Below are 17,464 nucleotides of genomic sequence, written 5' to 3' on the forward strand. Positions count from 1 at the left end.
ACATTTTATCAAGAGCCCTGCCCATATGCGATAGCCCTCCCCGTCAAACGGGAGGAGCCGTCCGGTGACCCTCGCAGGACCATGCCACCAGCCCCATGCAACAGTTCCCCACCTCAAGGGTCTGACAACAGCCTGCCGCGGTCACTCCTCTACCCGCCCCGCTTTTCCGCCCGCAACCGCTCGAAATAGTCGATCCGCTTGCGGTAGTCCCGCTCGGCGCCCCGCTCAACCGGCTCATAGAATTTCTGCCGTCCGATCTTTTCCGGGAAATACTCCTGCCCCGAAAATCCCTCCGGCGTGTCGTGGTCGTATTGATAGCCTTCGCCGTAGCCCGACCCCTTCATCAGCTTGGTCGGCGCATTGAGGATGACCATGGGCGGCATGGGCGAGCCGGTCGCCTTGGCGACGCTGGTAGCCCCCTTGAACGCGGTATAGACCGCGTTCGATTTGGGCGCGAGCGCCAGATAGACCACCACCTGGGCCAGGGCCAGTTCGCCCTCGGGAGAGCCCAGCATCTGGTAGGCATCGCGCCCGGCGACCGCTTGCGGCAAGGCCAGCGGATCGGCCAGCCCGACATCCTCGACCGCCATGCGGATCAGCCGCCGCGCTAAAAACAGCGGGTCCTCGCCTGCGTCCAGCATCCGCGCAAAGTAATAAAGCGCTGCATCCGGGTCCGACCCGCGCACCGTCTTGTGTAGCGCCGAAATCAGATTGTAATGCCCGTCCTGCGCCTTGTCGTAGATCGGCGCTCGCCGCTGCACCACGGTCAGCAACCCTGCAGCATCCAGTATCTCGCCCGGCTTGGCCGATGCCAAAACTTCCTCGACCAGCCCCAGCAGCGCCCGCCCGTCCCCATCCGCCAGCGTCAGCAAGGTCGCGCGCGCCTCCTCATCGAGCGGCAGCATTGCCTCCGTCAACGCCTCCGCGCGCTCCACCAGCAAGCGCAGATCGTCCAGCGACAGCGATTCGAACCGCAACACCTGGCTGCGCGACAGCAAAGCCGCATTGAGCTCGAACGACGGATTTTCCGTCGTCGCCCCCACCAGCACCACCGTGCCATCCTCCATCACCGGCAGGAAGCCGTCCTGCTGCGCCCGGTTGAAGCGATGGATTTCATCGACGAACAGCAATGTCTTGTGGCCCGACAGCCGTTCGAACCGCGCCTTTTCGAACACCTTCTTGAGATCGGCGACGCCCGAAAACACCGCTGAAATCTGCTCGAACCGATACCCGATCTGGTAGGCCAGCAACCGCGCCACCGTCGTCTTGCCCGTTCCCGGCGGTCCCCACAGGATCAGCGACCCCAGCCGCCCCGAAGCGATCATCCGCCGCAGCGTTCCATCCGGCCCCAGCAGATGGCTCTGCCCGATCACCTCATCGAGCGAGCGCGGCCGCAACTGATCGGCCAGCGGCCGCGCTGTGTCGTTGTCAATGGAGGCGGTGGCAAAAAGATCGGACATGGGGGGATGCTAGCGGATTGAGAGGGGTCGTGCCACGCCCTCGTGGTTCGAGGCGCCAAACGGCGCACCTCACATGAGGGCTACCGAAAGCGCCGAGGGCGCACAGACACGGATGTCAGTGTAGCCCTCACGGTGAGGCGCGAGCCCTTCGCGAGCCTCGAACCGCGAGGGCGTACCCCCTACCCGCTCACGATGCTGCGCAGCACCCGCCCCCCGCGCTGCAGGATGACCTGCCAGGTGCGCACCCGCTGGGACGCGGTCTGCTCGAAGGTCTTGGCGGTGTCCATAGCCGCGTCATTGAGCGACAGCACGACATCGTCGACCTCAAGACCCATTTGCTCGGCCGCTGATCCTTTGGCGATCGCGGTAACGATGACGCCTTGGCTGTCGTAAGGCAGGCCCTTGGACTCGGCCAGATCGGGCGTCAGTTGCTGCACAGTCGTCCCTGAGAACCGCGAATTGCCGTCGATTTTGGCCACCATATCAGCCGAAGCGACCGGCGCCGCCTCGACATAGAACGGCACATCCTCGCTCTTGCCACCGCGCAGGCGCTGCAAGCTCGTCCTCTTTCCGATCGGCTTGGTCGCCAGCCGGAAGTTGAACGCGCTGGGGTCATCCACTGCGACGCCGTCGACCGACAGGATAACATCGCCCGAGGCAAACCCCGCCTTGGCCGCCGGCCCGTCCGGCGCCACCTCGGTAATCAGCGCCCCGTGCGGCGCCGCCATGCCCAGGCTATTGGCTATATCGGAATTGACCGCCTGCATCTTGGCGCCAAACCAGGGCCGCACGATCGCCCCGCCGCTGACCCCGGCCTCCGCCACCAGCCGCGCCATGTTGGCGGGAATCGCGAAGCCGATCCCCACCGAGCCGCCGGTCTGCGAATAAATGGCCGTGTTGATCCCCACCAGATGCCCTTCGAGATCGACCAGCGCCCCACCCGAATTGCCCGGATTGATCGCCGCGTCGGTCTGGATGAAGAATTCATAGTCCGAGCTTTCGACCCCAGTCCGCGCCAGCCCCGAAACGATGCCGCTGGTCACCGTCTGCCCAACGCCAAATGGATTGCCGATCGCCAGCACCAGGTCGCCCACCTGCAGGGCATCGGAGTCCGCAAACGTAATCGCCGGGAACGTCGCGCCCTTGGGATCGCGGATCTTCAGCACCGCCAGATCGGTTTGCGCGTCCTCGACCGTCACATCGACTGCGAATTCTCGCCCGTCCGACAACGCAATCCGCACATCGGTCGCCCCCTCGATCACATGCCTGTTGGTCAGGATCATGCCCGAGCTATCCACCATCACCCCGGAGCCCAGCGATTGCGACTCCCGCGGCCGCGACTGGAACTGCCCCTGCCCGCCAAAGAACCGTTGGAAAAACGGATCGTTGGCGAACGGCGACGCCGATTGCTGCTCGATCGTGGTGGCATAGACATTGACTACCGACGGCGCCACCGCCTTGACCACCGGCGCGAAGCTCAGTTTGATCTGCCCATCGCTCGCGGGCACCACGCGTTCGCTCGGCGGCGCTGCAACCGGCGTCAGTGCCATGCTGCTCCCGTTTAAGGGTGACAGCACCAAACTGCCCGTGACCGCCAAAATCGCCAGCGCGGCGGCGCCAAAAGCCCAACTCCGCATCGACATCAGCCAAACCTCCGATTTGCGACGCTCGGCGTTACCCAAACGCCAACGTTAGCGCAGCAGAACGCCCCGATTCCGGCGCCAATGTGGTGTCGTGCCCGTCCCTCAAAAACGTCACAAATAAACGTTTGCGCGAGGGGGCACGCAGCCCTATATGCAGCGCTTTCCCCATCGCTTTTGCAGCCCCGGAAAGGCAAGATGTCCATGACAGACGAGCCGAAACACGTTTACCCGAACACCTCCGCCCTGATCGCGGCGGAAGCCCCGGATTTCCCGGCTTTTCTGTTCTCCGAACGTGAGCTGCACAAGGCCACCAAGGTGTTCCGCAAGGGCTTTGACGGACTCTTGACCTATGCGGTCAAATGCAATCCGTCGCCCCACATCATCGCCCAATTGCACCGCGAAGGGCTCAAGGCCTTCGACGTCGCCTCCAACACCGAAATGGAGTTGGTCCGCGACAATGCTCCCGGCGCCGCAATGCACTACAACAATCCCATCAAGAACAAACGCGAAATCGCTCGCGCCTATGAAGAATTCGGGGTTCGCTCCTTCACTATCGATCACCCCCAGCAGCTCGATCAACTTGCTGCCATTGTGTCACCGTCTCGCGATGTTGAGGTCACCACCCGCTTCAAAGCCGGCAAGGCCCTGAAATCTTACGATTTCGGCATCAAGTTCGGCGTCATGGAACAAGGCGCGGCCGAGATCGTCACCATGGTCGATCAGATGGGCTACACCCCCAGCCTGTGCTTCCATGTCGGCTCCCAATGCGAAGATGCTTACGCCTATGAGCGCCACATCGCCGCCGCCGCCCGGATCGTCGAGGAATCCAACATTGCCCTCAAGCGCCTCAACATCGGCGGCGGTTACCCTGCCCCTTACCCGACCAGCGAAGCGCCGCCGATGGACTATTACTTCGAAACCATCTCGACCGCGGTCAACGACCATTTCGGCGACAAGAACAAGCCCGAACTCATCATCGAGCCCGGCCGCGCCCTGGTAACCTCCTCCACGTCGCTGCTGCTACGCGTCAAGCACCAGCGTGGCGGCCAATCGGTCTATGTCAATGACGGCGCCTATGGTTCGCTGATGGAAGTCAAGTTCATGCACTTCACCCCGCCGGTCCGCGTCTGGCGTGGCGCCCGGGTGCATGACAATGACGCCGAGTTCTCCGAATTCACCATCTGGGGTCCCACCTGCGACAGCTATGACGTGCTGCCCCAGGTCTTCACCCTGCCCGCCGATATCGATGAGGACGACTGGATCGAATTTGGCCTTATGGGCGCCTATACCCAAGCCTCACTGACCCCCTTCAACGGCTTCGACCGCCGCGACCAGTTCTGGGTCGATGAGGTCTATACCGGCAAGGACCAGCAGCCGGAGTAGTATCGGGCAGCTTGCCATCATACCTATTTGGGTCTATGGGCCCGTCCCCAATCCAACAATGGGCTGCTTCTTTTGAAGCGACCCATTCCTATGCAGCAGTGCCTTCCTAGCGCCTTTTCCACCCCGATCCCGTCAAACCCATATCGGAACTGAAAATGCTCACTCCTCCCCCTCTCGAAAGCCTCGGGAAGCGCATCTGCGTCTTCGGTCCTTCCAATTCCGGCAAATCGACCCTGACATGGGCTATCGCCAGCAAGATCGGCACCACGCCGGTCTCTCTCGATCAGCTCAGATTTCTACCTAATACCGATTGGCAGTTATGCCCGGACGAGGACTTTGCCCGCCTGCATGATCAGGCCATTGCCGATGAGAGCTGGGTTATCGAGGGCAATTACATGACCCTGCTGACGACCCGTATCGCCCGCGCCACCGGCATCATCCTGCTTGGCACTGACCGTTGGACCGCGTTCGGGCGCTACCTGCGTCGTACTTTGTTTGAGCGCGAGCGCCACGGACATTTGCAGGGCGCGCACGACAGCATCAAGTGGGACATGATCCACTTCATTCTGGTCGAGCAACCCCGAAAACGCCAGCGCGACATCGGCCTGCTGCGAGCAACCGGACTGCCGATGGTGCAACTCGAATCCATGCGTGAACTCAATGCGGCCTATGCCACATGGGGTCTCGGGTGACCGGCTATTAGTTGCCTGCTGAGCACGCCCGACCAAGCTCTCTGCCGGCCGTAAAATCGTATCTTTGGCCAGACAATTCACAAATAAAGCGGCCACGGATAATCCGCGGCCGCTTCGAATATATTCAAGCTGCAGCAGTCTTACGCGGCAACCGACTCGTCTTCGTCTTCGCGTGTGAACACCGGACCGCTGTCGAGGCCCTTGGCATTGACGTCGCGATCGACGAACTCGATGACCGCCAGCGGGGCGTTGTCGCCATAGCGGAAACCGGCCTTGAGGATGCGGATATAGCCGCCCTGACGATCCTGGTAGCGCCGCCCGAGCACCGCGAACAGCTTGGCCACCTGCCCTTCGTCGCGCATCTGCGCGATCGCCTGGCGGCGGGCATGCAGATCGCCGCGCTTACCCAGAGTGATCAGCTTTTCTACGATCGGACGCAGTTCCTTGGCCTTGGGCAAGGTCGTGACGATCTGCTCGTGCTTAATCAGCGCGGCCGACATATTGGCGAACATGGCCTTGCGATGGCTGGCCGTCCGATTGAGTTTGCGGCCTGAATTACCGTGGCGCATGGTCGTCTCCTAAAGTGCTTGGCAGCGCCCGATCAATAATGATCTTCGTAGCGCTTGGCGAGGTCATCGATGTTCTCGGGTGGCCAATTGGCAACGTCCATTCCGAGATGAAGGCCCATCTGCGCGAGCACTTCCTTTATTTCGTTGAGCGATTTGCGGCCGAAATTCGGTGTCCGCAGCATTTCGGCTTCCGTCTTCTGGATCAGATCGCCAATGTAGACGATGTTGTCGTTCTTGAGGCAATTGGCCGAACGCACTGAAAGCTCGAGCTCGTCGACCTTCTTGAGCAATGCGGGGTTGAACGCCAGTTCGGGAACCGAGTCCTGGGTCTTTTCCTTGCTAGGCTCTTCAAAATTCACGAACACCGACAACTGGTCCTGCAGGATGCGCGCGGCATAGGCCACCGCGTCATCCGGCGAGATCGCGCCATTGGTTTCCACCTGCAAGGTCAGCTTGTCCTTGTCGAGGCTTTCACCCGCACGGGTCGCATCCACCTTGTAGGAAACGCGGCGCACTGGCGAGAACAGCGCATCGACCGGAATATAGCCGATCGGCGCGTCTTCCGGCCGGTTCTTGTCGGCCGGCACATAGCCCTTGCCGGTATCGACGGTGAACTCGATGTTGATCTCGGCCCCGTCATCGAGATGACAGATCACGAGCTCGGGGTTCAGCACTTCGATATCGCCGGTAACCTTGATATCGCCAGCCGTCACAGCCGCAGGGCCGGACTTGGAAAGCTGCAGGCGCTTGGGGCCTTCGCCGCCCATCTTCAACGCGATTTCCTTCACGTTGAGCACGAGGTCGGTCATGTCTTCGCGCACGCCCGGAAGCGAGGAGAATTCATGCAAGATGCCGTCGATCTGGATTGCAGTCACTGCGGCGCCCTGAAGCGACGACAGCAGCACGCGACGCAGGGCATTACCCAAGGTAAGCCCGTAACCGCGCTCAAGCGGCTCGGCAACAACCGAAGCCACGCGCACGTTGTCGCTGCCCGAAACAATCTCCAGCTTGGTCGGCTTAATCAGTTCTTGCCAGTTCCTCTGGATCGTCACGGTGATGTCCTTTCAAAATCGCGGCCTCGCCCAGGCCGCCTTGCCGCAAACGCAATAAGACTCCCGGCCGCGCGACCGGGAGCTTCCAAATCGTCCAGATCAGACGCGGCGCCGCTTGCGCGGACGGCAGCCATTGTGCGGGATCGAGGTCACGTCACGGATCGAGGTGACGTTGAAGCCCGCCGCCTGCAGCGCACGAAGCGCTGACTCACGGCCCGAACCGGGGCCACGCACTTCGACCTCAAGGGTCTTCATGCCATGTTCCTGGGCCTTCTTGGCGGCGTCTTCGGCAGCGACCTGAGCTGCATAGGGGGTCGACTTGCGGCTCCCCTTAAACCCCATCACGCCTGACGAGGACCACGAAATCGTGTTGCCCTGCATATCGGCGATGGTGATCATGGTATTGTTGAAAGAGGCGTTCACATGGGCGACGCCCGAGGTGATATTCTTGCGTTCCTTGCGCTTGACGCGCGTGGTTTCAGTCTTAGCCATTTAAGTCCTCTGATCGATATCAACGCTGCCGTTAGCCCTCCGGCCCCAGCAGCTACATCGGAAGGGAGACGATAGTGGAGGCACGAAGAACCGGGCAATTGCCCCATCGCACACCGCCTATCGGCTTTCCGCATCCATTATTCGCCTACGCCGAAAGGCGCAGACGGCTTACTTCTTCTTGCCGGCAATTGCCTTGGCCGGACCCTTGCGAGTGCGCGCATTGGTATGCGTACGCTGGCCACGAACCGGCAAGCCACGGCGATGGCGTAGGCCACGATAGTTGCCCAAATCCATCAACCGCTTGATGTTCATCGCCACATTGCGGCGAAGATCACCCTCGACGACATAATCGCGATCGATGGTCTCACGAATTTGGATCACTTCCGCGTCGGTCAGGTCGTTGACACGACGGTCGGCTGGAATGCCAACCTTGGTGCAGATATCCTCGGCGAACTTGTCGCCGATGCCATGAATATACTGCAGCGCGATGATCACGCGCTTATTGGTCGGGATATTGACGCCAGCAATACGGGCCACGTCTGCTCTCCTACATAAACGCGGTAACCATCACGGCCCGCGCCATTAAACAACAAGGGACCGGATTTCGACCCCCAACCTGAGTGAGGAACCGAATCCAGCCCAATAATCCATGAGACTGGTGCGGTTCATAAGGACAAGCAAAGGCAGAGTCAACTGCTCCAGACTAATCCAAGGGCTTCAGTTTTCGATGGCTGCCCTGATCGTGGCAGTCACCTCTTCAATAGGGGCCATTCCATCGACGGTCTTCACCAGGCCCTGCCGGCGATAGTAGTCCACCAGCGGCGCGGTATCGCGATTATAGACTTCCAGCCGCTTGCGGATGACATCGGGATGATCGTCCGGGCGGTTGCTTTCCTTCGCCCGGTTGATGACGCGTGCCACCAGAACCTCGGCATCGGCCGTCATCTCGATCACGGCATTCAGCTTCATGCCTTTTTGCTCGAGCATGTCGTCGAGCGCCTCGGCCTGCACGATTGTGCGCGGAAAGCCGTCCAGAATAAATCCGTTGCCGCAGTCTGCAGCATCGAGGCGATCCGAAACAATGCCGTTGACGATATCGTTCGATACGAGATCACCCCGGTCCATGACCGCCTTCGCTTCGAGCCCCAGCGGGGTCTTGTCCGCAATAGCCGAGCGCAGAATATCACCCGTTGAAAGCTGCGGAATGCCATACGCCTCGACCAGGATCTTGGCCTGCGTGCCCTTCCCTGCTCCCGGCGGGCCCAGCAGGATCAATCTCATCGACGCTTTCCTCCCCCAAGGCGAGACTTCTTGACCAGTCCCTCATACTGCTGGGCGATCAGATGGCTCTGGATCTGGCTGATCGTATCCAGCGTCACTGTCACCATGATCAGCAGCGACGTACCCCCGATGAACTGGCTGACCGCCAACTGGTTGTGCACGACCTCCGGGATCAAGGCGATCGTCGTCAAATACAGGGCGCCGGCGACAGTGATGCGCGTCAGCACATAATCGATATGCGCGGCTGTCCGCTCACCAGGCCGAATGCCCGGAATAAAGCCGCCCGAACGTTTCAGATTGTCGGCAGTTTCCTGCGGATTGAAGACAATGGCCGTATAGAAAAACGCGAAGAAAATAGTCAGGCCACCGTACACCACGAGGTAAAGCGGCTGCCCGCGTCCAAGCATGGCCGTCAACGTCTGCAGCCACGGCGCGGCATTGCCCTGAGCGGCAAACGAGGCAATCGTCGCCGGCAGCAGCAGCAGGGACGACGCGAAGATCACCGGGATAACGCCGGCGGTATTCAGCTTGAGCGGCAGATGCGAGCTGTCGCCCTGGAACATCTTGTTGCCGACCTGGCGCTTTGGATACTGGATCAGCAGCTTGCGCTGGGCGCGTTCGAAGAACACGATAACCGCAATGATCACCACCGCCAACACCAGGATAGCGACCGCGGCCAGCGTGGGCAACGCGCCCGTACGGCTCAGTTCCAGCGTCTGCACCACTGTGGTGGGCAGATTGGCGACGATACCGGCGAAAATGATCAACGAGATACCATTGCCGACGCCACGCGACGTGATCTGTTCGCCCAGCCACATCAGGAACATGGTGCCACCGACCAGGGTGATCACTGTGGTGAAACGGAACATCCAGCCCGGCTGTAGCACGACGCCCTGGCTGGCTTCCAGCCCAATGGCAATGCCATAGGCCTGCACGGCGCAAAAGACGACCGCCAAATAGCGGGTATACTGGTTCATCTTGCGACGGCCGGCCTCGCCCTCTTTCTTCATCGCCTCCAGGCGTGGCGACGCGGTAGCGATCACCTGCACCACGATCGAGGCGGTGATATAAGGGATGAGATTGAGGGCAAAGATCGCCATGCGCTGCACGGCACCGCCGGAGAACATATTGAACATGCCGATGATGCCCTGCTGGCTTTGCTCGAACGTGGCCGCAAAGGCGTCCGGATCGATGCCCGGCACCGGAATGAAAGTGCCCAGACGATAGACAAGCAGCGCGCCCAGTGTGAACCAGATGCGCTGCTGCAGGGCTTTCGCCTTGGAAAAGGTCGAGAAATTCAGATTACGAGCAAGCTGCTCGGCTGCGGACGCCATGTATCGCTCCCTATGGCTTCAAGGCCAGGTGCGCTCGGAGCGCCTTGGGATGCCGATGCATCCGCATCCCTTGGCGCAACAAACCAAAAGAGCGCAACCGAGCAAATCTCGGACGCGCCCAGCCGGACGGGATTATTCAGCCCTGGGGGCCTTTTTCCACGTCGCCTTGGCCGCAATGATATCGACCTTGCCGCCGGCCGTTTCAATGGCGGCCAATGCACCCTTGGTCGCATAATCGACATTGAAGGTAACGTTCTTGGCGGTGAAGCCCTCGGCACCGATCAGGCGAATGCCATCTTTCGGCCGACGGATTACGCGGGCAGCAATCAATGCCGCAGCATCAATAACTACCTTGGCATCGAGCTTGCCGCTATTGATATACGCCTGGATGCGATCGATGCGCACTTCGTTCCAATTACCCGGGTTCAGGGCATTGAAGCCGCGCTTTGGCATACGCATGTGCAGCGGCATCTGGCCGCCCTCAAAGCCGTTGATCGCCACGCCCGAGCGTGCAGTCTGGCCCTTGCCGCCGCGGCCACCGGTCTTGCCCTTGCCCGAGCCAATGCCACGGCCGATGCGCATGCGGACCTTGTTGGCGCCGGGATTGTCGCGAAGTTCGTTCAAACGGGTCATTGCCAAGCGTCCTTCTTACTCGCCGATTACGCGGACGAGATGCGGGAGCTTACGGATCATGCCACGCACTTCGGGCGTATCGAGCAGCTCGCGCTCTTTGTTCATCTTGTTGAGCCCGAGACCGATCAGGGTCGCGCGCTGCACTTTATCGCGGCGAATCGGTGAGCCGATCTGCTTGACGACGAGGGTTTTACCATCAGCCATTTTTTCTCTCCGTCCGCGCTATCAGGCTTCGACAGAGGCTTCGCCGCGGCGAGCCTGCAGTTCGGAAACCTTGAGGCCGCGACGCGATGCAACCGAGCGAGGGCTGTCGACGCGCTTCAGCGCATCGAAGGTGGCCCGCACCATGTTGTAGGGGTTTGCCGTGCCCTGCGACTTGGCAACGATGTCGTTGATGCCCAGCGTTTCGAACACGGCGCGCATGGGACCACCGGCGATGATACCGGTACCCGCAACGGCGGCGCGCAAAATGACCTTACCCGCGCCATGGCGGCCGGTGACATCGTGGTGCAGCGTGCGGGCGTCGCGCAGCGGCACCCGGATCATCTGACGCTTGGCCTGTTCGGTTGCCTTGCGGATCGCCTCGGGAACCTCACGGGCCTTGCCGTGACCAAAGCCAACGCGGCCCTTCTGGTCACCAACCACCACGAGTGCCGCAAAGCCGAAACGACGGCCACCCTTGACCACCTTGGCAACGCGATTGATGTGGACCAGGCGATCGACAAATTCGCTATCGCGTTCTTGAACGTCTCTGCTCATAATAACTTCTTTCTCGCGCCGTGGATCAGAACTGCAGGCCGCCCTCGCGGGCAGCATCTGCTAGGGCCTTGACCCGGCCATGATAGATATAGGCACCGCGATCGAAGATCACTTCGGCAACGCCCGCTTTGGTGCCGCGCTCGGCAATCAACTTGCCGATCGTTGCAGCAGCTTCAGCGGTCGAACCATTCTTGACCGATGTCTTGACGTCCGTATCCAGCGTCGATGCCGCGGCCAAGGTACGGCCGGTCGTATCGTCGATGATCTGGGCGTAGATGTTTTTGTCCGAACGGAAAACCGACAGACGCGGACGACCGAAGGCACGAGCCTTGAGCGCCTTGCGGACACGGGCCTTGCGGCGCTCCGCTCCTTTTGCACTTATAGCCATTGCAGGCGCTCCTTACTTCTTCTTGCCTTCTTTGCGGAAGACGAACTCGCCCGCATACCGCACGCCCTTGCCCTTGTAGGGCTCCGGCGGACGCCAGCCGCGGATATTGGCCGCAACCTGGCCAACGGCCTGCTTGTCGATGCCGGTGATGACGACTTCCGTCGGCGCCGGCACGGCCAGGGTGATGCCCTGGGGCGCTTCATAGATCACTTCGTGGCTGAACCCAAGCGACAGCTTGATATCCTTGCCCTGCATGGCAGCGCGATAGCCGACGCCCTGGATCGCCAGGCGGCGCTCGAAACCGGCGCTGACACCGGTCACCATGTTCTGGATCAGAGCGCGTGTTGTTCCCCAGGCCGCCCTGGCAAACCTTGTATCGTTGGCAGGCGAAACAACCAGACCGTCTTCCGTCTGCTCGACATTGATGGCGTCCATGAGCTCGATGCTCAGCTCACCCTTTGGGCCTTTGGCGGAAACGGTGCGACCATTGATGGTCACCGTAACGCCGCCTACCGGGGCCACCGGCTGTTTGCCTGTACGTGACATGCGTAACTATCCTTGAGTAATCGTCTTACCGTGCCTTCATCAGAAGACGCGGCAGAGTACCTCACCACCAACATTGGCAGCCTTGGCTTCGTGATCGGCCATCACACCCTTGGGTGTGGACAGGATCGATACACCCAGACCATTGGCAACCTGCGGAATATTCTTCACCGATGCGTAAACCCGGCGGCCGGGACGCGAAACGCGCTCGATCGTGCGGATAACCGCCTCATTTTCCGAGTACTTGAGTTCAATCTCGTACTCGGCAGCGCCGTTCTCGAACTTGGTCTCCGAATAGCCGCGGATGAAACCCTCGGACTGGAGCACGTCCAGCACCCGACCGCGAAGGGTCGAAGCCGGCGTCGAAACGGAATTCTTGCGACGCATCTGCGCATTGCGGATGCGGGTCAACATGTCACCGATGGGATCTGAAAAGCTCATCTGTCTTTTTCCTTACCAGCTCGACTTAACCAGGCCCGGGATTTCACCCATATTGCCCAGCTGGCGCAGCGCGATGCGGCTCATCTTGAGCTTGCGGTAATAAGCGCGGGGACGACCCGAAACTTCACAGCGGTTGCGCACCCGCACCAAGGCGGAGTTGCGCGGCAACTCAGCCAGCTTGAGCTGGGCCGCAAAGCGCTGGTCAGCCGGGATCGACTGGTCCTTGGTGAGCGCCTTGAGGGCAGCGCGCTTGGGTGCGTACTGCTTGGCGAGAGCCTTGCGCTTGTTGTTCTTTTCGATGGAGCTGGTCTTGGCCATGTCCTGATCCTTTTGCCTTCCCCTGCCCGCTTAGGTGCGGAAAGGGAAGTTGAAAGCCTTGAGAAGCGCACGCGCTTCGTCATCACTCTTGGCCGTCGTCGCGATGACGATGTCCATGCCCCAGACCTGGTCAACCTGGTCGTAGTTGATTTCCGGGAAAATGATGTGTTCCTTGATGCCCATGGCGTAATTGCCGCGGCCATCAAACGAATTGGGGTTCAGCCCGCGGAAGTCGCGAACGCGCGGCAGCGCGATATTGACCAGGCGGTCGAGGAACTCATACATGCGCGTCTTGCGCAGCGTGACCTTGACGCCAAGCGGCATGTCTTCACGCACCTTGAAGCCGGCGATCGACTTGCGGGCATGGGTGATGACGGGCTTCTGCCCGGCGATCTTTTCGAGGTCGGCTGCAGCAGTCTTGACCTTTTTGGTATCGTTGACGGCTTCGCCAACGCCCATGTTCAGCACGATCTTGTCGAGCTTTGGCAGCTCCATGACATTCTTGTAGCCGAACTGCTCGGTCAGAGCCTTGCGGATATTGTCTTCGTACTCGACCCGAAGGCGAGGAAGGTAAGCTGTATCAGCCATCGATCACGTCTCCGGTCGATTTGGCGACGCGCGATTTGACGCCGTCCTTGATCTGGAAACCGACGCGAGTGGCTTTGCCATCCTGGTCGGCGAGCGCGATGTTGGACAGATGGATCGGCGCTTCCTTGGTGAAGATGCCGGCATCTGTCGACGCGGTCTGCTTGGTGTGGCGACGGACCAGGTTGATACCCTGGACGAGCGCTTTGGTTTCAGTCGGAATGACGGACAGGACCTGGCCGGTCTTGCCCTTGTCCTTGCCGGCCAGGACGACGACCTTGTCGCCCTTCTTGATTTTTGCGGCCATTACAGCACCTCTGGAGCGAGCGAGATGATCTTCATGTGGTTCTTGGCGCGAAGCTCGCGCGGAACCGGTCCGAAGATACGGGTGCCGATCGGCTCTTTCTGATTGTTGATCAGAACCGCGGCGTTCTTGTCGAAACGGATCACCGTGCCATCGGGACGACGGATATCGAAGGAGGTCCGAACGACCACTGCCTTCATAACCTGACCCTTCTTGACGCGACCACGCGGGATAGCGTCCTTGACCGACACGACTATGATGTCACCGACCGACGCGTACTTGCGATGCGAACCGCCCAGCACCTTGATGCACATGACACGACGCGCGCCGGAATTATCCGCGACGTCGAGATTTGATTGCATCTGAATCATGACTGGATGCCTTCTTGTTAAACCGACCTACCGTCCCCGGAACTGCCGATCTTGAACTCTAACTTACGCCGACGGCGCCGCTGCTTCGGTGGGAACCAGCGTCCAGCGCTTGTTCTTGGAGATTGGCGAGCACTCTTCGATCCACACGATATCGCCGATCTTCGCCACATTAGCTTCATCGTGCGCGTGATACTTCTTGGACCGGCGCACGGTCTTTTTCATGACAGGATGCGTGAACCGGCGCTCGACGCGCACCACGACCGTCTTCTCATTGGTGTCGGAGACAACAGTCCCCTGCAGAACGCGTTTTGGCATCGTCGCCGCTCCTTACTTCGCTGCGTTCTTCTCGGCCAAGATCGTCTTGATCCGCGCGATATCGCGGCGGACCTTCTTGACCTGGGCCGGAGCTTCGAGCTGCTGGGTAGCACGCTGGAAACGCAGGTTGAATTGTTCTTTCTTCAGGCTAACGAGCTGATCCTTCAGCTCGTCCGGGGTTTTTGCCCGCACATCTTTGGCAGTGGTCATAACCCGCGCCCCTTAGTCTGCAATGCGGGTAACAACCCGCGTCATGATCGGAAGCTTCATCGCGCCGAGGCGCAAAGCTTCCTTGGCAACGTCCTCGGGGACGCCGTCGATCTCGAATACGATCCGGCCCGGCTTGACGCGAGCGGCCCAGAGTTCAACCGAACCCTTGCCCTTACCCATGCGCACTTCGGTCGGCTTTTTGGAAACCGGCACGTCCGGGAAAATCCGGATCCAGACGCGGCCCTGGCGCTTCATCTCGCGAGTGATCGCGCGGCGAGCCGCCTCGATTTGGCGAGCGGTCACGCGCTCAGGCTCGGTTGCCTTGAGGGCATACTGCCCGAACGCCAGCTCGGTACCGCCCTTGGCAACGCCATGGATCCGGCCCTTATGGGCCTTGCGGAACTTGGTCTTTTTAGGTTGCAGCATAATGAACTAACCTTCTTATGCGCGTTCGCGGTCGCGATCGGGCCGCGGTGCACGCTGCTGGCCTTCACCACCGCCAGCGCCACCTTCGGTCGCGCGACGCTCGTGAGCCATCGGATCGTGCTCGAGCACTTCGCCTTTGAAAATCCAGACCTTGATCCCGATGATGCCGTACGTCGTCGCGGCTTCGGCGGTACCATAGTCGATGTCGGCGCGCAGCGTATGCAATGGCACGCGGCCTTCGCGGTACCACTCGATGCGCGCGATGTCGGCGCCACCCAGGCGGCCGCCAACATTGACGCGGATACCACCGGCACCCATGCGCATCGCGGTCTGCACCGAACGCTTCATGGCACGACGGAAGGCCACGCGACGTTCCAACTGCTGGGCAATGCCCTGGGCAACCAGCGTCGCATCGGTCTCGGGCTTGCGCACTTCAACGATGTTGATGTGCACTTCGCTTTCGGTGAACTTCTTCACCTTGGCGCGAATCTTGTCGATATCCGCGCCCTTCTTGCCGATCACGATGCCCGGACGAGCCGTATGGATCGACACGCGGCACTTTCGGTGCGGACGCTCGATGACGATCTTGGAGACCGCTGCGGCCTTCAAGTCTTCAAGCAGCATGGTGCGGATCTTCAGGTCTTCCTGAAGCAGATTGCCGTATTCGCCCTTGTTGGCGTACCAGCGCGAATCCCAGGTGCGGTTGATGCCGAGGCGAAAACCGATTGGATTGATCTTCTGACCCATTATGCGGCCTCCTCAACTTGACGGAGAATGATCGTCAGATGCGCGAATGGCTTCTGGATTTGTGAGGACCGACCGCGACCGCGCGCCGTAAAGCGCTTCATCACCAGCGAGTTGCCCACGAAAGCTTCGGCCACGACCAGGGCGTCGGTATCGAGGCCATGGTTGTTCTCGGCATTGGCGATGGCGCTTTCCAGCACCTTCTTGACCTGGCCAGAAATACGCTTGTGGCTGAATTCGAGTTCAGCCAGAGCCTTCTCGACCTTCTTGCCACGGATCAGCTGAGCCAGAAGGTTGAGCTTCTGTGGGCTGATGCGCAGCATGCGCAGCACAGCCTTGGCTTCGTTGTCCGCAAGCGCGCGCTGGGTTTTTGGCTTGCCCATGTTACTTCCTCTTGGCCTTCTTGTCGGCCGCGTGACCGTAATAGGTACGGGTCGGTGCGAATTCGCCGAACTTGTGACCGATCATGTCTTCGGTCACGTTGACCGGAATATGCTTGTGGCCATTGTGAACGCCGAAAGTGATGCCCACGAACTGCGGCAGAACCGTCGAACGACGGCTCCAGATCTTGACGACGTCGTTACGGCCGGATGCCAAAGCCTTCTCGGCCTTCTTGAGCATGTAGCCGTCGACGAACGGGCCCTTCCAGATTGAACGGGTCATGGCTTACCTGCCCTTCTTCACGTGACGCGAGCGAACGATGAACTTGTCCGTCGCCTTGTTGCTGCGGGTCTTCTTGCCCTTGGTCGGCTTACCCCATGGGGTCACCGGATGACGGCCACCCGAAGTACGGCCTTCACCGCCACCATGGGGGTGATCGATCGGATTCATCGTCACACCGCGGTTGACCGGCTTGCGGCCGAGCCAGCGCGACCGACCAGCCTTGCCGAGCGAGGTATTGGAGTGGTCCTGGTTCGACACTGCGCCAACAGTGGCGAGGCATGACCCGTGGACGCGGCGCTGCTCGCCGGAATTGAGGCGAAGGATCGCCCAACCCTGGTCGCGACCGACATATTGCGCATAAGCCCCTGCTGAACGCGCAACCTGGCCGCCCTTGCGGGGCTTAAGTTCGATATTGTGCACGATCGTGCCAACCGGCATGCGCTCGAGCGGCATAGCGTTGCCCGGCTTCACGTCGACGGTCTGCATCGACGAGATCACCTTGTCGCCGGCGCCGAGGCGCTGGGGAGCAACGATGTAGGCCTTCTCGCCATCGGGATAGATCACCAAGGCGATCCAGGCCGTGCGATTGGGATCGTATTCCAGGCGCTCGATAGTGCCGACAACGTCGAACTTGACGCGCTTGAAGTCGATGATGCGGTAGGTCCGCTTGTGACCGCCACCCCGATGGAACGAGGTGATCCGGCCACGGTTGTTGCGGCCACCGGACTTGGAAAGACCTTCGGTCAAAGTCTTGACCGGAGCGCCCTTCCACAATTCGCTCCGATCGGTCGTCACCAGCTGGCGACGGCCTTCGGAGGTGGGATTATAAGTTTTAAGAGCCATTTTTTGTCTCTATTC

Annotated in this window: 27 protein-coding genes; 2 read left to right on the forward strand and 25 right to left on the reverse strand. The window is 60.5% G+C overall.

Annotated elements, in window-relative coordinates; translation table 11 throughout:
• Positions 1-149: 149 nt before the first annotated feature.
• Together ACFE8X_RS05450 and ACFE8X_RS05455 are read right to left on the reverse strand one after the other, a co-directional pair.
• Positions 150-1,460, reverse strand: a complete 1,311-nt coding sequence (locus tag ACFE8X_RS05450; RefSeq protein WP_375450435.1) for a replication-associated recombination protein A — start codon at positions 1,458-1,460, stop codon at positions 150-152.
• 179 nt (positions 1,461-1,639) lie between these two features.
• A complete protein-coding gene (locus tag ACFE8X_RS05455; protein WP_375450436.1) occupies positions 1,640-3,010 on the reverse strand; it encodes a Do family serine endopeptidase in 1,371 nt (456 codons plus the stop codon).
• A gap of 288 nt (positions 3,011-3,298) precedes the next feature.
• On the opposite strand from ACFE8X_RS05455, the gene ACFE8X_RS05460 reads away from it, so the two are divergent.
• Positions 3,299-4,486, forward strand: coding sequence for a hypothetical protein (locus tag ACFE8X_RS05460; RefSeq protein ID WP_375450437.1), 1,188 nt, complete (start codon positions 3,299-3,301; stop codon positions 4,484-4,486).
• 155 nt (positions 4,487-4,641) lie between these two features.
• Positions 4,642-5,178 carry an AAA family ATPase gene (locus ACFE8X_RS05465; RefSeq protein ID WP_375450438.1) on the forward strand — a complete coding sequence of 179 codons (537 nt, stop codon included), beginning with the start codon at positions 4,642-4,644 and terminating at the stop codon, positions 5,176-5,178.
• A gap of 140 nt (positions 5,179-5,318) precedes the next feature.
• On the opposite strand, the gene rplQ is transcribed toward ACFE8X_RS05465, so the two are convergent.
• From rplQ to rplB, 23 genes are all read right to left on the reverse strand, one after another.
• The gene (gene rplQ / locus ACFE8X_RS05470; RefSeq protein ID WP_375450439.1) at positions 5,319-5,747 is read right to left on the reverse strand and encodes a 50S ribosomal protein L17; all 429 of its coding nucleotides are present in this window, start codon (positions 5,745-5,747) and stop codon (positions 5,319-5,321) included.
• A 32-nt stretch (positions 5,748-5,779) separates the two neighbouring features.
• Entirely contained in the window at positions 5,780-6,805 is a 1,026-nt protein-coding gene (locus ACFE8X_RS05475; RefSeq protein ID WP_375450584.1) for a DNA-directed RNA polymerase subunit alpha, read from the reverse strand.
• A gap of 93 nt (positions 6,806-6,898) precedes the next feature.
• Complete coding sequence (gene rpsK, locus ACFE8X_RS05480; protein WP_035102656.1) at positions 6,899-7,291, reverse strand: 30S ribosomal protein S11; 393 nt, start codon at positions 7,289-7,291, stop codon at positions 6,899-6,901.
• 168 nt (positions 7,292-7,459) lie between these two features.
• A complete protein-coding gene (rpsM, locus tag ACFE8X_RS05485; protein ID WP_375450440.1) occupies positions 7,460-7,828 on the reverse strand; it encodes a 30S ribosomal protein S13 in 369 nt (122 codons plus the stop codon).
• A gap of 180 nt (positions 7,829-8,008) precedes the next feature.
• A complete protein-coding gene (locus tag ACFE8X_RS05490; protein WP_375450441.1) occupies positions 8,009-8,572 on the reverse strand; it encodes an adenylate kinase in 564 nt (187 codons plus the stop codon).
• On the reverse strand, positions 8,569-9,906 hold the full coding sequence (gene secY / locus ACFE8X_RS05495; RefSeq protein WP_375450442.1) for a preprotein translocase subunit SecY: 1,338 nt from the start codon (positions 9,904-9,906) through the stop codon (positions 8,569-8,571). The genes ACFE8X_RS05490 and secY overlap by 4 nt, the downstream gene beginning before the upstream one ends.
• Before the next feature lie 132 nt (positions 9,907-10,038).
• Positions 10,039-10,539 (reverse strand): 50S ribosomal protein L15, encoded by a 501-nt coding sequence (gene rplO, locus ACFE8X_RS05500; RefSeq protein ID WP_375450443.1) that lies wholly within the window; start codon positions 10,537-10,539, stop codon positions 10,039-10,041.
• 15 nt (positions 10,540-10,554) lie between these two features.
• On the reverse strand, positions 10,555-10,743 hold the full coding sequence (rpmD, locus tag ACFE8X_RS05505) for a 50S ribosomal protein L30 (RefSeq protein WP_375450444.1): 189 nt from the start codon (positions 10,741-10,743) through the stop codon (positions 10,555-10,557).
• 21 nt (positions 10,744-10,764) lie between these two features.
• The gene (rpsE, locus tag ACFE8X_RS05510; RefSeq protein WP_375450445.1) at positions 10,765-11,298 is read right to left on the reverse strand and encodes a 30S ribosomal protein S5; all 534 of its coding nucleotides are present in this window, start codon (positions 11,296-11,298) and stop codon (positions 10,765-10,767) included.
• Between the two features lie 25 nt (positions 11,299-11,323).
• Positions 11,324-11,686 carry a 50S ribosomal protein L18 gene (gene rplR, locus ACFE8X_RS05515; RefSeq protein WP_375450446.1) on the reverse strand — a complete coding sequence of 121 codons (363 nt, stop codon included), beginning with the start codon at positions 11,684-11,686 and terminating at the stop codon, positions 11,324-11,326.
• A 12-nt stretch (positions 11,687-11,698) separates the two neighbouring features.
• The gene (rplF, locus tag ACFE8X_RS05520) at positions 11,699-12,232 is read right to left on the reverse strand and encodes a 50S ribosomal protein L6 (RefSeq protein WP_375450447.1); all 534 of its coding nucleotides are present in this window, start codon (positions 12,230-12,232) and stop codon (positions 11,699-11,701) included.
• Positions 12,233-12,271: 39 nt separating this feature from the next.
• Positions 12,272-12,670 (reverse strand): 30S ribosomal protein S8, encoded by a 399-nt coding sequence (rpsH, locus tag ACFE8X_RS05525; RefSeq protein WP_375450448.1) that lies wholly within the window; start codon positions 12,668-12,670, stop codon positions 12,272-12,274.
• Positions 12,671-12,682: 12 nt separating this feature from the next.
• Positions 12,683-12,988, reverse strand: coding sequence for a 30S ribosomal protein S14 (rpsN, locus tag ACFE8X_RS05530; protein ID WP_375450449.1), 306 nt, complete (start codon positions 12,986-12,988; stop codon positions 12,683-12,685).
• A gap of 30 nt (positions 12,989-13,018) precedes the next feature.
• Positions 13,019-13,576: a 50S ribosomal protein L5 gene (rplE, locus tag ACFE8X_RS05535; protein ID WP_375450450.1), complete on the reverse strand. Its 558-nt coding sequence runs from the start codon at positions 13,574-13,576 to the stop codon at positions 13,019-13,021.
• Positions 13,569-13,880, reverse strand: coding sequence for a 50S ribosomal protein L24 (rplX, locus tag ACFE8X_RS05540; RefSeq protein ID WP_375450451.1), 312 nt, complete (start codon positions 13,878-13,880; stop codon positions 13,569-13,571). Before rplX ends, rplE begins: the two co-directional genes overlap by 8 nt.
• Positions 13,880-14,248, reverse strand: coding sequence for a 50S ribosomal protein L14 (rplN, locus tag ACFE8X_RS05545; protein ID WP_299723795.1), 369 nt, complete (start codon positions 14,246-14,248; stop codon positions 13,880-13,882). The genes rplX and rplN overlap by 1 nt, the downstream gene beginning before the upstream one ends.
• Positions 14,249-14,311: 63 nt before the next feature.
• Positions 14,312-14,563 carry a 30S ribosomal protein S17 gene (gene rpsQ / locus ACFE8X_RS05550; RefSeq protein WP_375450452.1) on the reverse strand — a complete coding sequence of 84 codons (252 nt, stop codon included), beginning with the start codon at positions 14,561-14,563 and terminating at the stop codon, positions 14,312-14,314.
• Between the two features lie 12 nt (positions 14,564-14,575).
• The gene (rpmC, locus tag ACFE8X_RS05555) at positions 14,576-14,773 is read right to left on the reverse strand and encodes a 50S ribosomal protein L29 (protein WP_299723790.1); all 198 of its coding nucleotides are present in this window, start codon (positions 14,771-14,773) and stop codon (positions 14,576-14,578) included.
• A gap of 12 nt (positions 14,774-14,785) precedes the next feature.
• Positions 14,786-15,199: a 50S ribosomal protein L16 gene (rplP, locus tag ACFE8X_RS05560; protein WP_354039248.1), complete on the reverse strand. Its 414-nt coding sequence runs from the start codon at positions 15,197-15,199 to the stop codon at positions 14,786-14,788.
• 15 nt (positions 15,200-15,214) lie between these two features.
• Complete coding sequence (rpsC, locus tag ACFE8X_RS05565) at positions 15,215-15,946, reverse strand: 30S ribosomal protein S3 (RefSeq protein ID WP_375450453.1); 732 nt, start codon at positions 15,944-15,946, stop codon at positions 15,215-15,217.
• Positions 15,946-16,326: a 50S ribosomal protein L22 gene (gene rplV / locus ACFE8X_RS05570; RefSeq protein ID WP_299746326.1), complete on the reverse strand. Its 381-nt coding sequence runs from the start codon at positions 16,324-16,326 to the stop codon at positions 15,946-15,948. Before rplV ends, rpsC begins: the two co-directional genes overlap by 1 nt.
• 1 nt (position 16,327) lies before the next feature.
• Entirely contained in the window at positions 16,328-16,606 is a 279-nt protein-coding gene (gene rpsS / locus ACFE8X_RS05575) for a 30S ribosomal protein S19 (protein WP_299724814.1), read from the reverse strand.
• Positions 16,607-16,609: 3 nt separating this feature from the next.
• Positions 16,610-17,449: a 50S ribosomal protein L2 gene (gene rplB / locus ACFE8X_RS05580; protein ID WP_375450454.1), complete on the reverse strand. Its 840-nt coding sequence runs from the start codon at positions 17,447-17,449 to the stop codon at positions 16,610-16,612.
• Positions 17,450-17,464: the final 15 nt, after the last annotated feature.

Source organism: uncultured Devosia sp., assembly GCF_964244875.1.
In the GTDB taxonomy this organism is placed as follows: domain Bacteria; phylum Pseudomonadota; class Alphaproteobacteria; order Rhizobiales; family Devosiaceae; genus Devosia.

What these genes read in the sequence shown, in the direction of transcription:
- ACFE8X_RS05450 (WP_375450435.1), bottom strand. Translation starts at nt 1,460, where the DNA reads ATGTCCGATCTTTTTGCCACCGCCTCCATTGACAACGACACAGCGCGG.
- ACFE8X_RS05455 (WP_375450436.1), bottom strand. Translation starts at nt 3,010, where the DNA reads ATGGCACTGACGCCGGTTGCAGCGCCGCCGAGCGAACGCGTGGTGCCC.
- ACFE8X_RS05460 (WP_375450437.1), top strand. Translation starts at nt 3,299, where the DNA reads ATGTCCATGACAGACGAGCCGAAACACGTTTACCCGAACACCTCCGCC.
- ACFE8X_RS05465 (WP_375450438.1), top strand. Translation starts at nt 4,642, where the DNA reads ATGCTCACTCCTCCCCCTCTCGAAAGCCTCGGGAAGCGCATCTGCGTC.
- rplQ (WP_375450439.1), bottom strand. Translation starts at nt 5,747, where the DNA reads ATGCGCCACGGTAATTCAGGCCGCAAACTCAATCGGACGGCCAGCCAT.
- rpsK (WP_035102656.1), bottom strand. Translation starts at nt 7,291, where the DNA reads ATGGCTAAGACTGAAACCACGCGCGTCAAGCGCAAGGAACGCAAGAAT.
- ACFE8X_RS05490 (WP_375450441.1), bottom strand. Translation starts at nt 8,572, where the DNA reads ATGAGATTGATCCTGCTGGGCCCGCCGGGAGCAGGGAAGGGCACGCAG.
- secY (WP_375450442.1), bottom strand. Translation starts at nt 9,906, where the DNA reads ATGGCGTCCGCAGCCGAGCAGCTTGCTCGTAATCTGAATTTCTCGACC.
- rplO (WP_375450443.1), bottom strand. Translation starts at nt 10,539, where the DNA reads ATGACCCGTTTGAACGAACTTCGCGACAATCCCGGCGCCAACAAGGTC.
- rpmD (WP_375450444.1), bottom strand. Translation starts at nt 10,743, where the DNA reads ATGGCTGATGGTAAAACCCTCGTCGTCAAGCAGATCGGCTCACCGATT.
- rpsE (WP_375450445.1), bottom strand. Translation starts at nt 11,298, where the DNA reads ATGAGCAGAGACGTTCAAGAACGCGATAGCGAATTTGTCGATCGCCTG.
- rplR (WP_375450446.1), bottom strand. Translation starts at nt 11,686, where the DNA reads ATGGCTATAAGTGCAAAAGGAGCGGAGCGCCGCAAGGCCCGTGTCCGC.
- rplF (WP_375450447.1), bottom strand. Translation starts at nt 12,232, where the DNA reads ATGTCACGTACAGGCAAACAGCCGGTGGCCCCGGTAGGCGGCGTTACG.
- rpsH (WP_375450448.1), bottom strand. Translation starts at nt 12,670, where the DNA reads ATGAGCTTTTCAGATCCCATCGGTGACATGTTGACCCGCATCCGCAAT.
- rpsN (WP_375450449.1), bottom strand. Translation starts at nt 12,988, where the DNA reads ATGGCCAAGACCAGCTCCATCGAAAAGAACAACAAGCGCAAGGCTCTC.
- rplE (WP_375450450.1), bottom strand. Translation starts at nt 13,576, where the DNA reads ATGGCTGATACAGCTTACCTTCCTCGCCTTCGGGTCGAGTACGAAGAC.
- rplX (WP_375450451.1), bottom strand. Translation starts at nt 13,880, where the DNA reads ATGGCCGCAAAAATCAAGAAGGGCGACAAGGTCGTCGTCCTGGCCGGC.
- rplN (WP_299723795.1), bottom strand. Translation starts at nt 14,248, where the DNA reads ATGATTCAGATGCAATCAAATCTCGACGTCGCGGATAATTCCGGCGCG.
- rpsQ (WP_375450452.1), bottom strand. Translation starts at nt 14,563, where the DNA reads ATGCCAAAACGCGTTCTGCAGGGGACTGTTGTCTCCGACACCAATGAG.
- rpmC (WP_299723790.1), bottom strand. Translation starts at nt 14,773, where the DNA reads ATGACCACTGCCAAAGATGTGCGGGCAAAAACCCCGGACGAGCTGAAG.
- rplP (WP_354039248.1), bottom strand. Translation starts at nt 15,199, where the DNA reads ATGCTGCAACCTAAAAAGACCAAGTTCCGCAAGGCCCATAAGGGCCGG.
- rpsC (WP_375450453.1), bottom strand. Translation starts at nt 15,946, where the DNA reads ATGGGTCAGAAGATCAATCCAATCGGTTTTCGCCTCGGCATCAACCGC.
- rplV (WP_299746326.1), bottom strand. Translation starts at nt 16,326, where the DNA reads ATGGGCAAGCCAAAAACCCAGCGCGCGCTTGCGGACAACGAAGCCAAG.
- rpsS (WP_299724814.1), bottom strand. Translation starts at nt 16,606, where the DNA reads ATGACCCGTTCAATCTGGAAGGGCCCGTTCGTCGACGGCTACATGCTC.
- rplB (WP_375450454.1), bottom strand. Translation starts at nt 17,449, where the DNA reads ATGGCTCTTAAAACTTATAATCCCACCTCCGAAGGCCGTCGCCAGCTG.